This is a genomic window from Maribacter aquimarinus (assembly GCF_047345505.1).
Classification (GTDB): domain Bacteria; phylum Bacteroidota; class Bacteroidia; order Flavobacteriales; family Flavobacteriaceae; genus Maribacter.
The window spans coordinates 62,522-77,581 of sequence record NZ_JBLFEO010000009.1 but is presented as its reverse complement, the minus strand read 5'-3'; the positions used below and the strand labels follow the sequence as shown (position 1 = coordinate 77,581).

General features: G+C 50.9%; 12 protein-coding genes. 6 read left to right on the top strand and 6 right to left on the bottom strand.

The features are described 5' to 3' along the window. Nucleotides 1-128: 128 nt before the first annotated feature. Nucleotides 129-1,076 carry a transcription antitermination factor NusB gene (gene nusB / locus ACKWCC_RS08510; protein WP_413995491.1) on the bottom strand — a complete coding sequence of 316 codons (948 nt, stop codon included), beginning with the start codon at nt 1,074-1,076 and terminating at the stop codon, nt 129-131. A gap of 170 nt (nt 1,077-1,246) precedes the next feature. Here nusB and ACKWCC_RS08505 point away from each other — a divergent pair, with 170 nt between their 5' ends. From ACKWCC_RS08505 to ACKWCC_RS08495, 3 genes are all read left to right on the top strand, one after another. Next, complete coding sequence (locus tag ACKWCC_RS08505) at nt 1,247-2,998, top strand: ABC transporter ATP-binding protein (protein ID WP_413995490.1); 1,752 nt, start codon at nt 1,247-1,249, stop codon at nt 2,996-2,998. A 63-nt stretch (nt 2,999-3,061) separates the two neighbouring features. After that, nucleotides 3,062-3,445, top strand: coding sequence for a PUR family DNA/RNA-binding protein (locus tag ACKWCC_RS08500; RefSeq protein ID WP_413995489.1), 384 nt, complete (start codon nt 3,062-3,064; stop codon nt 3,443-3,445). A 282-nt stretch (nt 3,446-3,727) separates the two neighbouring features. Next, a complete protein-coding gene (locus ACKWCC_RS08495) occupies nt 3,728-6,250 on the top strand; it encodes a M14 family metallopeptidase (RefSeq protein WP_413995488.1) in 2,523 nt (840 codons plus the stop codon). 627 nt (nt 6,251-6,877) lie between these two features. On the opposite strand, the gene ACKWCC_RS08490 is transcribed toward ACKWCC_RS08495, so the two are convergent. Both ACKWCC_RS08490 and ACKWCC_RS08485 read right to left on the bottom strand, forming a co-directional pair. Next, nucleotides 6,878-7,915: a lysophospholipid acyltransferase family protein gene (locus tag ACKWCC_RS08490; RefSeq protein ID WP_413995487.1), complete on the bottom strand. Its 1,038-nt coding sequence runs from the start codon at nt 7,913-7,915 to the stop codon at nt 6,878-6,880. Nucleotides 7,916-7,919: 4 nt separating this feature from the next. Next, complete coding sequence (locus ACKWCC_RS08485) at nt 7,920-8,840, bottom strand: bile acid:sodium symporter family protein (RefSeq protein WP_413995486.1); 921 nt, start codon at nt 8,838-8,840, stop codon at nt 7,920-7,922. Between the two features lie 170 nt (nt 8,841-9,010). Between ACKWCC_RS08485 and ACKWCC_RS08480 the strand changes: the two genes are divergently transcribed. The 3 genes from ACKWCC_RS08480 (at nt 9,011) to ACKWCC_RS08470 (ending at nt 10,713) form a co-directional block, all read left to right on the top strand. After that, nucleotides 9,011-9,574 (top strand): thioredoxin family protein, encoded by a 564-nt coding sequence (locus ACKWCC_RS08480; RefSeq protein ID WP_413995485.1) that lies wholly within the window; start codon nt 9,011-9,013, stop codon nt 9,572-9,574. 166 nt (nt 9,575-9,740) lie between these two features. Beyond that, on the top strand, nt 9,741-10,379 hold the full coding sequence (locus ACKWCC_RS08475; RefSeq protein ID WP_413995484.1) for a peroxiredoxin: 639 nt from the start codon (nt 9,741-9,743) through the stop codon (nt 10,377-10,379). Between the two features lie 139 nt (nt 10,380-10,518). Then, nucleotides 10,519-10,713: a cold-shock protein gene (locus tag ACKWCC_RS08470; RefSeq protein WP_138257532.1), complete on the top strand. Its 195-nt coding sequence runs from the start codon at nt 10,519-10,521 to the stop codon at nt 10,711-10,713. A gap of 775 nt (nt 10,714-11,488) precedes the next feature. On the opposite strand, the gene ACKWCC_RS08465 is transcribed toward ACKWCC_RS08470, so the two are convergent. The 3 genes from ACKWCC_RS08465 to ACKWCC_RS08455 form a co-directional block, all read right to left on the bottom strand. Next, on the bottom strand, nt 11,489-12,424 hold the full coding sequence (locus ACKWCC_RS08465; protein ID WP_413995483.1) for a peptidylprolyl isomerase: 936 nt from the start codon (nt 12,422-12,424) through the stop codon (nt 11,489-11,491). A gap of 287 nt (nt 12,425-12,711) precedes the next feature. Continuing rightward, entirely contained in the window at nt 12,712-14,127 is a 1,416-nt protein-coding gene (locus ACKWCC_RS08460; RefSeq protein ID WP_413995482.1) for a M28 family peptidase, read from the bottom strand. Further along, the gene (locus ACKWCC_RS08455; protein WP_413995481.1) at nt 14,093-14,980 is read right to left on the bottom strand and encodes a PPK2 family polyphosphate kinase; all 888 of its coding nucleotides are present in this window, start codon (nt 14,978-14,980) and stop codon (nt 14,093-14,095) included. Before ACKWCC_RS08455 ends, ACKWCC_RS08460 begins: the two co-directional genes overlap by 35 nt. Between the last annotated feature and the right edge of the window lie 80 nt (nt 14,981-15,060).

Below are 15,060 nucleotides of genomic sequence, written 5' to 3'. Positions count from 1 at the left end.
TTTGAGTTTTAATTTACACAATGCCCGTGAACATATCCGAGCTTGGGTACCCTGTTAAACCAACAATTGCCCAATTTCATCGATGAACGGTCATTATTTTTTAAACCAACGCGAAATTATAAAATTTATTACAACAGGCCCCTACCCGTTTTGGTCAGTTTTCCCGTGGCCTTGTACTCTTTGGTGAGCTTATCCAGGATTCCGTTGATGAAAATACTGCTTTTTGGCGTGGAATATTCCTTGGCGATCTCCAGGTACTCATTGATCGTGACCCGCTCCGGAATGGACGGAAAATGCAAGAGTTCACAAATGGCCATTTTAAGGAGAATGGCGTCTATATCGGCTATACGGTCCTTATCCCAGTTCGGGGTCTTGCCCTGTATCTCCTTTTCCAACATCTCGTTTTTAAGGAGGGTCTTGGTGAGCAATTGGTTGGCAAAGACCATGTCTTCCTTATCCTTGAGAAGCACGGGCAGAAAAAAATCGGCATCTTGGCCGGCCTTTGCTTTTTTAAGATACTTTAACAGAAAGGTGTTCACAATGGGGAGGTCATCGACCCAAGTGAGGGTGTCATCCTCAAAATAATCGTATATTTTATCGTTGGGCGCCATGATGTCCTTGAATAGGGTAAGGACAAAATCAAGGTCGGTCTTGTAATTGGTGTCTTTCCTGGTGAGGTAGGTTGTATAGGTATCGCTTTGCGTGATCTCCTTTAAAATGAGTTTTACGTACTCCTCGTTCAAGTACCAATTCCTTATATTTTTACCGTCAAGGGCCTCTTGCAGGGGTTGGTTGTTGCGCAGCTGCAGCAAGAAACGGTTCTGTACAAAACGCTGGGCCAACAATTGTTGCTGTTTGGAGGTCTCCAAATAATTCTTGTGGCCCAACTTGGCACGCTCTTCCCCGCGTTTATGAAGTTCTATGAAAAGGCTTAACCAAAGCAGGTAGAGCGTGTAGGTATTGTCTATGCTCACCTTCAAGAACTTTTCCTGTTTGGGCAGGGATCCGTCCTTGGATTGAACCAGGGCGTAGATGGATTGCATCACCTTTACCCTAATGTGCCGTCTTGTAAGCATGTGGAAGAACTTTTATGGTTGCGTAATTTTTGGAAGTGCAAAAGTACGCATCTATTTAGCGTGCCACAATAACCAGCGGGTTTTATCTTATGCGTTTTATAATAAGGCAATGTGTCCCAAAATCCTATCTTTGCCCCCATGTTGCCCGCAGACCCTTTTCCAAACGACCGATGAAAGAACTGAAGCACCTGAACAAATATTTTAAGAAGTACTGGCGCAAATTGTTCTTGGGCATCCTCATCACCATTGTGGCCCGCCTGTTTCAGTTGGTCATGCCCACCTATGTGAACAAGACCATAACGGCCGTGGAGCAGTTCTTGAACGAGAGCATGGGCGGTGCCGCCGCCAAGGGCCTGATCACCGAGTACATTCTGATCATTGTCGGGGCCGCCCTATTGTCAGGGTTCTTTACCTTTTTAATGCGGCAAACCATTATCAACGTTTCCAGATATATTGAGTACGACCTAAAAAATGAAGTGTTTGACCATTACCTGATCCTTAACCTTACGTTCTATAAAAGCAACCGCACCGGAGACCTTATGAACCGCATCAGTGAGGACGTGAACAAGGTAAGGATGTACGCCGGGCCAGCCATCATGTACGGCATACAGACCATTACCCTGTTCGCTTGCCTCATTCCCCTGATGTTCATCAAAGCCCCCACTTTGGCCACCTATACCCTGCTGCCCTTGCCCATTCTCTCCTTTCTCATCTATCGCATCAGCAAAATCATCCACGTTCGCAGTACCCGGGTACAGGAATTCTTGTCGGGGCTATCCACTTTTACCCAAGAGGTTTTCTCCGGGGTGTCCGTCATAAAGGCCTATGCCATAGAGCCCAGGACCAACAGGGACTTGGAGGTATTGGCCAATGAGGGCAGGACCAAGAGTATGGACCTGGCCAAGGTAAATGCTTGGTTCTACCCCCTGATGATCCTGCTCATTGGCGCCAGCAACATCCTGGTCATCTACATTGGGGGGAGGCAGTACCTTGCCGGCGAGATCGGTGTGGGCCTCATTGCCGAGTTCATTCTCTACGTGAACATGCTCACTTGGCCGGTGGCCATTGTGGGCTGGCTCACTTCCATAGTGCAAACGGCAGCGGCCAGCCAAGAACGCATCAACGAGTTTTTGAGGCAGACACCAGAAATCAGGGATGAAGCCCCCGAAGCCCACAAAATCAGCGGAAAAATAGAGTTCAGAAACGTTGGTTTCACCTATCCGGACACCCAGATCGAAGCCCTGCACCAGCTTTCCTTTACAGTTGAAAAGGGCCAGACCGTGGCCATACTGGGAAAGACAGGTTCTGGCAAAAGCACCATCCTGGAACTCGTGGCACGGCTCTACAAACCCAACTCGGGCGACATCCTTATTGACGGAAAACCGATCGGGGAAATTGGGCTTACCTCCTTAAGGGCCGCCATTGGAGCCGTGCCCCAGGACGCCTTTCTCTTCTCGGAAACCATTAGGGAGAACATAAAGTTTGGCAAGCCAGATGCAACGGACCAAGAAGTTACGGACTCGGCCAAGGAAGCCGTGGTACACGACAACATCATGGGATTTGGCCAAGGATACGATACCGTATTGGGAGAACGCGGCATTACCCTGAGTGGTGGCCAAAAACAACGGGTGTCCATAGCCCGCGCCCTGATCAAGGATCCGGTCATCTACCTTTTTGACGACTGCCTATCGGCAGTGGACACCGAAACCGAGGAACGCATCCTAAACAACCTGAAAAAAGCGTCCAGTGAGCGTACCACACTCATTGTGAGCCATAGGGTTTCGGCGGCAAAAAACGCGGACCAGATACTGGTTCTTGAAAACGGAAAACTCTTGCAACAGGGAAATCATGAGTCCTTGAACGAGGTGGACGGATATTACCGAACGCTTTACAGAAATCAACTAGAGGGGAAAGAAAAGTAAAAATTTGTTGTTGATTAAGGTTTTTTTTTCCATTTTTGAAAGACTAATCATACTATAAATACCATGAGCCAGAGAGAATTGACAGATCAAGAAGAAATACATTCCAAGGTACTACGGGCCGGAAGACGCACCTATTTCTTTGATGTGCGCAGTACCAAGGCCGGAGATTATTACCTGACCATCACGGAAAGCAAGAAGTTTACCCATGACGATGGTTCTTTCCACTACAAGAAGCACAAAATATACCTTTATAAAGAAGATTTTGAGGCCTTCAAGGAAAATGTGGAGGAGATGATGGATTTCATCATCAACGAAAAAGGCACCGAGGTCATCTCGGACCGTCACCAAAAAGATTTTAAGAAAGAGGATGACGAGGAAGTGACCCAGTCTGCCGCTGTGGAAAAGCCCTCGGAAAACTTTACGGACGTCAGCTTCGACGATATCTGACCCCACCGCCAGTATCCCAATGAAAACACGCCCCTTGCCAAGACCTGCAGGTGGGCACGCCCCAATGTGTCTTGTGATCGCCAAGGGCTGGGCGCCCCAACCCCCCCACGAAAAAGACAAAAAAGGCCAAAGTTTGCGTGGGAAGGCAAAACGGTCGGGCTTACGGAACCAAACTGGCCTTAGGGCACGGTTTTAGGGTGCGGCGCCCAGGAATAAACCAAAAACCTTCCCATAATTCGGTACCTATTTGCTATTTTTAGGGTCATCTTTAAATCAGACCAAATGAAAAGAATGTTGTTATTGGCCCTGCTCACCGTATTTGGTACCGCCGTGGGCCAAGAAGATCTGGACCTTAGTTATTACCTGCCCGAGGGCGTGCGTTATGACCCCTCCATCCCCACGCCAAAAGAGGTCATTGGCCATGAGGTCGGGGAATGGCACGTAACCCATGACAAGCTCATGTTCTACATGCAGGCACTTGCCAAGGCCAGCAATCGCATCACCCTGGAGACCAGGGGGGAGACCTTTGAGGGAAGACCCTTGCTGCTGCTCACCGTGACCACTCCGGAAAACCACGCGAACATAGACCTGATAAGGGAGAAACACCTGGCCCGGACCGAGGGAGGCGCCAAGGGAAGCAATGACGGCGCACCCATTGTGGTGTACCAAGGCTTTTCCATTCACGGCAACGAGCCCAGTGGATCCAACGCCGCCCTGGCCTACGCCTATCACTTGGCCGCGGCACAGGGGCCCGAAATTGAAAACATGCTGGATAAAATGGTCATCCTCCTGGACCCTTCCTTTAACCCGGACGGGCTGCAGCGTTTTGCCTATTGGGCCAACACCAACAAGAGCGTGCAACTGGTAGCGGACAACAATGAACGTGAATACCATGAGGTATGGCCCGGGGGCCGCACCAACCACTACTGGTTTGACATGAACCGGGACTGGCTTCCCGTACAACTGCCCGAGAGCAGGGCCCGTATTGAGAGTTTCCACAAGTGGATGCCCAATATATTGACGGACCATCACGAAATGGGCACCAACTCCACCTTCTTCTTTCAGCCCGGGGTGCCCGCACGTACGCACCCGCTCACCCCCCAACTGAACCAGGAACTGACCCGTGAAATAGGCACCTACCACGCCAAGGCGCTGGACAAGATCGGGTCCCTCTACTATTCTGAGGAAGGTTTTGACGATTATTATTACGGAAAGGGATCCACCTTTCCGGACGTGAACGGGAGCATAGGCATCCTTTTTGAACAGGGCAGCTCCAGGGGGCACGTGCAGGAGAGCGAAAACGGATTGCTCACCTTTCCCTATACCGTTCGCAACCAGTTCGTCACCGCCATGAGCACCATAGAGGCGGCATACGCCATGCGGGAAAAAATACTGGACTACCAGCAGGATTTTTTTGAAAAATTAAGGAACGAGGGAAGCCGCAACAAGGTAAAGGGCATTGTCTTTGGAGATGCCAAGGACGGCGCACGGGCATGGCACTTGGCCGAGATCCTGCAACGCCACAAGATCCAATTCCATGAACTGGCCAACGATGCCACCATCAACGGAACGCGCTACCTAAAGGGAAATAGCTACGTGGTTCCCATGAATCAAAAAAACCCAAGGTTGATCCAGGGAATGTTTGAAAAACGAACCACCTTCAAGGACAGTATTTTTTACGATGTCTCTGCCTGGACCCTTCCCTTGGCCTTCAATGTGGACTATGCCGAGACAAGCTCCCTTGCCAACGCGGGCCCACAGATCACCGATTTACCACCCCGGCAAGGCAGTGTGAGCGCCAAGAGCAATTACGCCTATCTCTTTGAGTGGCACGAATACTACACACCAAAGGCCCTGAACCAGATCATGGAAAAAGGGTTACGGGCCAAAGTGGCCATGTCTCCCTTTACCCTGGAAGGAAACCAGTATGACTATGGTACCATTATGGTTCCCGTACAGAACCAAGACCTCAATGCCACGGAATTGCACCGCTTTTTAACCCAAGTCGCTGCCCAAAGCCATTTGAAAATTACCGCCGCCAACACAGGACACGCCACGGGCATTGACCTTGGGAGCAATGATTTTGAACCGGTTGAAAAACAAAAGGTGGCCATCATTGTGGGCAACGGCATACGGTCCTATGATGCCGGGGAGATCTGGCACCTCTTGGATACCCGCTACGCGATGGAACTTACCAAGATCGATGTGGCCTATCTAAGCCAGGTGGACCTCTCCAAGTACACGGACATTATCCTGCCAAGCGCAGGGGGCAACGCCCTTACCAAGGGAAATACGCAGAAATTAAAGGACTGGGTAAGAAGTGGCGGCACCCTGATAGGGTACCGAAACATGGTGGAATGGCTGAGCAAAAATGACTTTATGAAGTTGGAATTCCGGAAGGACACCTCCTTGGTGGCCAAGGATGTCCCCTTTCTGCTAAGACGCGATTTCCGCGGTGCCCAAGTAACGGGAGGTGCCATTTTTGAGGCCAAGCTGGACCGGTCCCATCCGGTGAACTTTGGCTACAAGAACAATACCCTGTCCCTCTTCAGGAACACCAACGTGTACATAGAGCCGGACAAGAACAGCTACAACAATCCCATTACCTATACCAACGAACCCCTTTTGAGCGGTTACATATCCGAAGAAAACCTGAGCTTGTTAAAGGGCTCCGTACCTTTTCAAGTGCAAGGTCTGGGCCGGGGACGGGTCATTGCGTTCACCGACAATACCAATTTTAGGGCCTTTTGGTACGGCACCAACAAATTATTGATGAACGCCATATTCTTTGGCGAGATGATGTGATCCCCTTTGCAAAGGTTTTAAGATGAGGCATTGAACATTAACGGCTGCAGCTCCGTGCAAAATAAAACACCGCGGCAACTTTTTTGACAGCACCGCGGCGATGGCCATGCAACAGTGGCAAAAGTCTTGATTTTATTGGAGGTTGCACCCTTAATACGAACGTACGATTCCCCGTCCGGGGTCAAGGAGATGACCAAGAGCGGCCTGCCCAATGTTTTTCAAAGGCTTCCCAAAAACGGGAAGCCTTTTCTTTTGTCAGGCGCCAGAAGATGACGGTCTCTTCTGGTATTGCCTCCGGAAAACAGTGGAAGATGGCATTAGGCCATCCCACCGAGATGACGCCTTAAAATTCCCATATCGCCCGAGGACCACACCAACCCTATTGGGCCGGCTTCCGTTCCACCATCACAGCGATGGCCTTGCTCAAATCACCAAAGTCTTCATTTCATTGAAGGTTGCAACCTTGTTGCGAAAGTGCGCTGCATGATCTGGGGTTACGTTGTAACTGCCAAAATATGGTTGCCCAAAGCATAAGGAGCCTCCTGTTCCCAAAAAGGGCCCGCCTGGAAAAGCGCCAAAGAAATCCCGGACGTTATTTTTGGGGCCGCTTCGGTGGACGTTTTACCATTAGAAGGAACCGTACTTTACGTAGCACCAATTAAAGGCCAAGAGCAGTAAAATGGACGCTCCCGCCCACCAACCTCCAAAAAATAGCGAAAGCAGGACAAAAAGCAACAAACCGTACACCAAAAAACCAACAAAGGCAGTGGCAAACCTGAGCGTGCCCGTAAACTCAGGTTCCCAGACTTTGGGCTTCACCAGCAGTTTCCATAAAAGGATTACGGGAAGGTTGAGCAGTATTAAGAAAAGCAACAGCATGCGCAAAGGTTTGGGCGCCTTCTCCCTTACCGGTGCCACGGCGGCGGTAGTCCACTGTTCCACCAAGGCATTGGCGGCCTTAGGATCAAGAAAATCCACCCCTTTTCGCTCCAGATAACGCACAATTTCCCCGTAGTGGCCCTCTGGACCTACATGGGTGGTGAGCCTCCTCAGGGCCGCGGCAACCGCTTCCTTTGTGGCGCCCACGGAACCGGGCACGTCGTGGGCATCATAATATTTGGCCACGGAAATGGGCTTCCCGTAATAAATGGCCACCTCATCCGGAAACGTTTCGGCGTGCTTATAATTAAGGCCCACCGGAACAATTTGCAGGTCAAGGTCTGGATAGCGCTCCAGTGTCCTGAACAGTACCCGGGTGAACCCTTTGCTCAGTGGCCTCACCCTTCTTCTAAGATTATGGTTGGCCTCTGGGAACATGGCAATGGCCTCCCCCCGGCCCAAGACCTCGGCACAAATATCAAAAATGGCGTCGTTCTTGGCCAGCTTGTCCCGCCCATCGCGAATGCGGTAAATGGGAATCATTCTTAGAAACTTAAAAAAGGCATTCAGCAAGGGTTTTCCAAAGACATCTGCCCGGGTCAGGAAATAAGGCTTTCTATTACAGTCCACCACCACCAAGAGCACATCCAGAAGGGCGCTCTGGTGATTGGGGAGAAACAGCACGGGTTTGTCCGTGGGCACGTTTTCCAGTCCGTACACCCCAATGTGCCTGTGGTAGCCGTGCAGGGCAAACTTAAAAATGATCTTTAGCAGTCCGTACCACATCGCCTTACGCCAGTTTTTCGGATTTAGCCGGTCTTACATTCCAAACACTTGCCAGCAGCAGGCCGGAAACAATGTGCCAAATGCCCCAGAAGGCCGCCAAGAGGGCCATGCCCCCAAGACCGTCAAAAAAAGTGAAGATGAGCAAAAGCCCCAGCCCAGAGTTCTGTATGCCCGTTTCCACGGTAATGGAACGGAGGTCTGCCGTGTTCAGCCCAAACAATTTGGCCACCGAAAAGCCCGTGGTAAAGGCCAAAAGATTGTGCAAGAGAACGATCCAGAACACATAGAAGACATAGTCTATGAAGACCGTGCGGTTGTTGTACAGTGCCAAAACCACCAAGGAAACAAAAAACAAGAGCGATACCACTTTGAGCACCTTGGCCATTTTCTTGGCCAACACCGGTTTTTTATGGTTCAAGGCCATGCCCAAAAGCAAGGGAACCCCCAAGAGCAGGGCCACCAGCTTCACCATTTCGTAAGAATCCACGGCCACGGTCTTTAGCACCGCTTCCGTGGGGGCATAAAGCGTGCCCCAGAAGTGCAGGTTAAAAGGGGTCATGAAAACGGCCACAAGGGTGGCAATGGCCGTAAGACAGACGGACAGGGCCGCATTGCCCCCGGCCATATGGGAAATAAAATTGGAAATATTGCCCCCGGGACAGGCGGCCACCATGAACATGCCCAAGGCAATGCTGGGATAGGGGGCCAAGAAAAGCACCAAGAGATAGGTGATCGCCGGCAACAGCAAAAATTGGGCGAACACCCCTACCAAAATCGACTTCGGGGCCCGCCAAAGGGCACGGAAGTCCGAGGTGGAAATTTCCAGGGCAACACCGAACATGACCAGCGCCAAGGCCGCGTTCAATACCCAAAGGGAACCGGTATCAAAATTAATGGCCACGTTGTCCAAAACATGCTCTCCCAAAAACAACGGCAAATTATAAAGGTTGGTTATTGATTTTCTTGGATAAGGGTCGAAGATACTATTTTAAGCGCAAAATTGGCAATGGCGGCAGAACGGATGCCCCACAAAATGAATTTTATCGTTATTTTTAGGGAGACAACGCCCACAGATCACCCAACATCCCTTTGCCCATGGCCCAGACCCCGAGCAACATGCTTCCCTTGAACACCCCAGCGCCCCATTTTGAATTGATGGATACCGCTAGCGATAGGCTTTTGGCCCTCCCCTCCCTGAAAGGGAAAAAGGGAACTTTGATCATGTTCATCTGCAATCATTGTCCGTTTGTGCTCCATGTGAACCCAAAATTGGTGGAACTGGCCCACAGCTACCAGCCCAAGGGCATTGCATTTGTGGCCATTTCCAGCAACGATGTGGAGCACTATCCGCAGGATGCCCCGGAACGGATGAAGACCACCGCCAAGACCCTGGGCTACCCCTTTCCCTACCTCTACGATGCCTCCCAGGAAGTGGCCAAGGCCTATGAGGCCGCCTGTACCCCGGATTTCTTTCTGTTTGATGGCCAACTGAAACTGGTGTACCGCGGGCAATTGGACGATTCCCGACCGGGCAACGACAAACCACTGAGCGGCAGGGACCTTGTGGACGCGATGGACGCACTCCTGGAAGGGCGGCCCATATCGGGGAATCAGAAACCCAGCGTGGGCTGCAACATAAAGTGGAAACCCCATTGGTAACAGGCCCTAACGAAGCAGGCACCCTTATGCCAACACCCACCGCTGGCTGGACCGGCCTGGCCCGCCATAGTGACAAAAATTAGCGAACATTTAACCTTGATGTCCCTGTGCCCTCGCATTAATCTACTAATTTTATGGATTATTGTTAACCACTAAAAATTAGAAGATGGCAACACTACGTTTGGGCGATACCGCTCCCAACTTTACCGCGGACAGCTCCGTGGGAAAAATTGAACTTTATGATTATTTGGGTGATGGCTGGGGCATCCTTTTTTCGCACCCGGCAGATTTTACGCCGGTTTGCACCACAGAATTGGGCACCGCCGCAAAGTTCAAGTCAGAATTTGACAAAAGAAACGTAAAAATGCTGGCCCTGAGCGTGGATGGCGCCGCCTCGCACAAGGAATGGATAAAGGACATCAATGAAGTACAGCAGACCGAGGTAAATTTCCCCATCATTGCCGATGAGGACAAAAAAGTATCGGATCTGTACGACATGATCCACCCCAAGGCAGATAACAACCTCACCGTACGTTCCGTGTTCATCATTGCACCGGACCGCAGCATTAAGCTCATCTTGACCTACCCCGCCAGCACTGGGCGCAACTTTCATGAACTGTTAAGGGTCATAGATTCCCTACAGCTCACCGCCTACCACAAAGTGGCCACCCCGGCCAACTGGAAGCACGGCGAAGATGTGGTGGTGAGCCCGGCCATTGCCACGGAAGATGCAAAGCAGATGTTCAAGAAAGGGGTCACCGAAGTAAAACCCTATCTGAGAATGACGCCCGATCCCACGGCCTAAAAATAGCTTGCGGACGCCCAGGGCAGGGCAAGTGCTTTTACCAAAAGAAAATAAGTGCAATTATATTTGACTAAATAACTCTTAATTAAATATTTAAATACTATATTCGCACTTTAATCACTATTTAATATTTTTAATTATGAGTAAAGGAACAGTTAAATTCTTCAATGATTCCAAAGGATATGGTTTCATCACCGAAGATGGTTCAAACACAGATCATTTTGTACACATTTCTGGCTTAATCGACGAAGTTCGTGAAGGCGATGTTGTGGAATTTGAACTACAACAAGGTAAAAAAGGATTGAACGCCGTTAATGTGAAGGTTATTGACTAGGAAAGCATCAACTTTTTTATAGAAAGCGAAAACCCGGACCAATGTCCGGGTTTTTTATGCCCAATGCCCAACTTCTAACCACAAGGGCTCCCATCCCGTTTGGAGCGGCACAGCAGCGCAACGCCCCAAAGGGGTGGGCGCAGATGCCGCACCAAGACGTTCAGCCCTGACCAGAAGCAAAGGTTTTGCCGCGTTGGGCAGGGGCCACCCATCTGCACAGGCCCAGGTCCAGTGGGCTTTTTGACCCAGAAGACCACAACAGTGCGGACAGCCTCCAACTTTTTATTTTGTTGAAGTTTTTACGCAACCATTTACAAAAATTCCGTCTAAAGTTAAACAAACCCTTTGCCGTGTATGATTTTCCCTATAGCCGTATGTAAGAACATAAGCTGCTCCACGAGATAAGGCAAGGCAGGCTCATTTTTTTTGCAAATGGAAGTAGGGTTTTGGACACCTTAATTGTTAGAACTACAAGTTGCTTTTTTGTTATGGGAATATTCTTAGGTATTATTTTGATTCTGGTGGTGGTAAACCTTCTTCTCTTTGCTTTCTCCTCGGTCAAAGCAAAATGACCAGTAATGAATGGCGAGTGCTACCGAAACAGGGCGCAAAGCCCGCTGCACCCAGGCTTTTTGTAAGCAAAAAAGCCGGAATGAAAGGTGCTGAACCACATCCAAAAAAAAACATCGCATTTAGGAACGCAAACATCACTGCCCGCCACAAAAAAGGCCCGAACCAGATGGTTCGGGCCTTTTTATAGGTCTTATGAGCCCAGCTATTTTACGGCCACCAATTCCACATCAAAAATGAGATCGGCATTTGGTGGGATGATCCCCTGCCCCGCCCCGGCGGCACCATAGGCCAATTGGGAGGGTATTACCAAACGTGCTTTATCGCCAACTTGCAGTAGGCCTATGCCCTCGTCCCATCCGGGGATCACTTGGCCCACTCCAACACTAAAGTCCAGGGGCTGCTTTCGTTGGTAGGAGGAGTCAAAAACGGTACCGTCCATTAAGCTGCCCTCATAATGCACTGAGACCTGTTGTCCTTTTTCGGGTCTGGCCCCATTGCCCTTTTCCAAGATCTTATAGCGCAATCCCGAAGGGGTGGACTCAAAATCCTTTGCCACCTTGTCCAAGGCTTCGGCCTGCCTAGCCCGCTGCTGGGCCAAACGCTCCTCTTTGGCCGCGGTAAAGGCATGGAAGGCGGCCAAGGCATCCCACTGTTGCGCCTCAGTGCCCACCCTTACGATCTCCAATGAGGTGAGTTCATCGCCCTGCGCAATGGTGTCCACCACCTCTTGGCCCGAAGCTACGTGACCAAAGACGGTGTGCTTGCCATCCAACCAGGGTGTGGGCACGTGGGTAATGAAAAACTGGCTGCCGTTGGTGCCCGGGCCCGCATTGGCCATGGAGAGCACCCCGGCGGCATCATGCTTCAGTTCGGGATGAAACTCATCATCAAACTTATACCCGGCGTCCCCGGTGCCCGTGCCCAAGGGACATCCGCCTTGGACCATAAAGTCCGGTATAACCCTGTGAAAGGTAAGTCCATTATAATAAGGGGTGTTTATGGCCTTGGCACTGTTCTTCATTTTCCCTTCGGCCAATGCCACAAAATTGCCCACCGTTCCGGGGGTTTTATCATGGGTTAAGCGTACCAAGATCTCTCCTTTGGCGGTATTGAACTTGGCGTATATTCCGTCTTGCATTCCTAATTATTTTTGGTGAGGGGCAAAGGTAGGCAAAATACCGGGGTGCCTCCAAACAGGCTTTTGGGCCCACATCGTTGTTTCCGCTGCCAACCATTTCTTGGGAAGCTGCCCGGGGGAACGCTCCGCGTGGGGCGTGGAGCGCTTCAAATCAAAGAAAAAAAAGAAAACAGATTTGCACCTAACTTCGGGAGCGTAAAGGCGGTCACAAAAGAACGGGGGGGCTGCCATCCTCCCGATGCCCCCAAATCCCAAAAACGTTCCAATGGCTCTAAACGATGCCTGCCCTAAGGCTGGGAAACGACACCGTGGGCGTCATAAAGATATACCAGGGCGGCCATGGCCGCCGCGCCCAGTTCCAGTTCGCGTTTGTTCACGTGCTCAAAGGTATCGTTGTCCGAGTGGTGATGGTCAAAATAACGTTGGGAATCCGGTCTTAGCCCGGCGAGCACCATGCCCTCTTCCTTCAAGGGCCCAATATCCGCTCCGCTGCCCCCTTGGACAAAAGAATGGATAAAATAGGGTTCAAACAGTGGTTTCCAGGCCAACACCTGGTTAAAATGTGCCGTACCGGCATCGAACGAGAAGCCCCTTGGGGTAAAGCCCCCGGCATCGCTCTCCAGGGCAAAAATGTGTTTTTCTCCCTTGGCCCTCGCCTGTTTCGCATACTCGGTGCCCCCCCTGAGACCGTTCTCCTCGTTCATGAAGAGCACGGCCCGGATGGTTCGCTTGGGCGCATAGCCAATTTCTTTCATGAGCCGTAGCACCTCCATGGCCTGCACACAACCGGCCCCATCGTCATGGGCGCCATCTCCCAAGTCCCAAGAATCCAAATGTGCGCCCACCAATATGATCTCATCCGGGTATTGGCTCCCCTTGATTTCCCCAATGACGTTGTGCGATGGCACATCTGGCAACTGCTTACAGTTCTGTTTAAAATAGAATTGAATGTCCGGACGCAACTTAAGGGTGGTACTGAGCAACTCGGCCGCATTGGTACTGATGGCCGCTGCGGGAATGCGATCGGCCACGGGGCCGTCTCCATAGGCCATGACACCGGTATGGGGAAAATCGGACAATTTGTGGGTCAGGGAGCGCACAATGACCCCTACCGCACCGAACTTGGCAGCTTCCTCGGCTCCAGAATAGCGCTGTGAAACGGCGTCTGAATAGGCGTTGAACGTATTGATCTGCGCGGCATCCATGGGCTTGTTAAAAAAAACGATGTTCCCGGCAATCTTGGATTTGCCCAAAGCTTCCAGACCTTTTATCCCCTGTACTTCCACGATCCCGGCCTTGATCCCTTTTGGTGGGGTTGCCACCGATCCGCCCAAGGCAGTTATGGGAACATTGGTGGTTATTCCCGGGTCGGTCTCATAAAAAGCGAACTCTGGGGTGCCCCGTACCCATTTTGGCACCATGACGGGCTGTAACCAAACCCGATCAAGGGCCAGGGAATCCATTTGGGCCTTGGTGTATTCCACGGCCTGTTCGGCCTGTATGGAACCGGAAAGTCGGCCACCGATTTGGTTGCTCAGATGGTTGAGCCAACCGTAGGCCTTTCCATTGGTCAGGGCCGCATCAAAAAACTTTTCGATCTGTTCCGCATCCCCGGTTTGGGCCCGCACCGCAGACCCAAAAGCCAGAAGCACCAGGCACACGGCAAGGTCAATCCTGTTTTTCAGCTTGTAACTGTTTCTCATAACTGCCTAAATTAACCAATATTTCCTCGTCCAATTCCGGGGCTTTGATTTCTTTGTATTTTTTTAACGTATCCAACAGGATATGGGCCACGATGACGCGGGCCGCCTGCTTGTTGTCCGCCGGGACCACATACCAAGGGGCATGTTCCTTGGTGGTCCGGGAAATGGCGTCTTGGTAACAATCCTGGTAGGTGTCCCAAAGCTTCCGCTCTTCCAGGTCTCCGGGAGAAAACTTCCAGTGCTTGTCCTTTCTGGAGAGCCGTCGCAACAAACGCAGCCGTTGTTCTTCTTTGGAGAGGTGCAGGTAAAACTTGAAAATGATCGTTCCGTTCTGTGCCAGGTGGTGCTCAAAATCATTGATCTGTTTAAACCGGGCGTCCCAAAAACCATCATCCACATCTTCCACCGTCTCCACCCCCGGCAAATTCTCATTGAGTATGTAGTGCGGATGTACACGGGTTACCAGCACATTTTCATAGTGGGTGCGGTTAAACACCCCAAACTTGCCGCGGGAGGGGAGCACCAAATAATGGCGCCACAGAAAGTCGTGGTCCAGTTCTTGGGACGTGGGCACCTTGAAACTGTGCACCTCCACGCCCCTTACGTTGAAATCCTTGAACACCTCCCGGACCAAGCTGTCCTTACCGGCCGTGTCCATTCCCTGCAAACAGATGAGCACACTGTACCGGTCATGGGCGTACAAGGTATCTTGGAAATCGCCCAGTTCCCTGCGTACGGATTTCAGTTCTTTTTTCAGTTCCTTTTTGGTTAGGCCAAAATCTTCCAGGGTAGGGCGTTCGGACAATTTGGTGTGCTGGTGGGCCAGGTATGCCCCTGTTTTGATGTGATCCATGGTGAAAGATAAAAATTATGCTGCAATCCTTGAATGAACCACAAAAATACTTCCATTGAACCGAAAAAACGCACCCTTTG

Bases quoted from the DNA above. Each gene is read 5' to 3' on its own strand.
- ACKWCC_RS08490 (WP_413995487.1), bottom strand. From the start codon at position 7,915: ATGTGGTACGGACTGCTAAAGATCATTTTTAAGTTTGCCCTGCACGGC.
- ACKWCC_RS08480 (WP_413995485.1), top strand. From the start codon at position 9,011: ATGGCCCAGACCCCGAGCAACATGCTTCCCTTGAACACCCCAGCGCCC.
- ACKWCC_RS08455 (WP_413995481.1), bottom strand. From the start codon at position 14,980: ATGGATCACATCAAAACAGGGGCATACCTGGCCCACCAGCACACCAAA.
- ACKWCC_RS08465 (WP_413995483.1), bottom strand. From the start codon at position 12,424: ATGCAAGACGGAATATACGCCAAGTTCAATACCGCCAAAGGAGAGATC.
- ACKWCC_RS08470 (WP_138257532.1), top strand. From the start codon at position 10,519: ATGAGTAAAGGAACAGTTAAATTCTTCAATGATTCCAAAGGATATGGT.
- ACKWCC_RS08460 (WP_413995482.1), bottom strand. From the start codon at position 14,127: ATGAGAAACAGTTACAAGCTGAAAAACAGGATTGACCTTGCCGTGTGC.
- ACKWCC_RS08475 (WP_413995484.1), top strand. From the start codon at position 9,741: ATGGCAACACTACGTTTGGGCGATACCGCTCCCAACTTTACCGCGGAC.
- nusB (WP_413995491.1), bottom strand. From the start codon at position 1,076: ATGCTTACAAGACGGCACATTAGGGTAAAGGTGATGCAATCCATCTAC.
- ACKWCC_RS08505 (WP_413995490.1), top strand. From the start codon at position 1,247: ATGAAAGAACTGAAGCACCTGAACAAATATTTTAAGAAGTACTGGCGC.
- ACKWCC_RS08495 (WP_413995488.1), top strand. From the start codon at position 3,728: ATGAAAAGAATGTTGTTATTGGCCCTGCTCACCGTATTTGGTACCGCC.
- ACKWCC_RS08500 (WP_413995489.1), top strand. From the start codon at position 3,062: ATGAGCCAGAGAGAATTGACAGATCAAGAAGAAATACATTCCAAGGTA.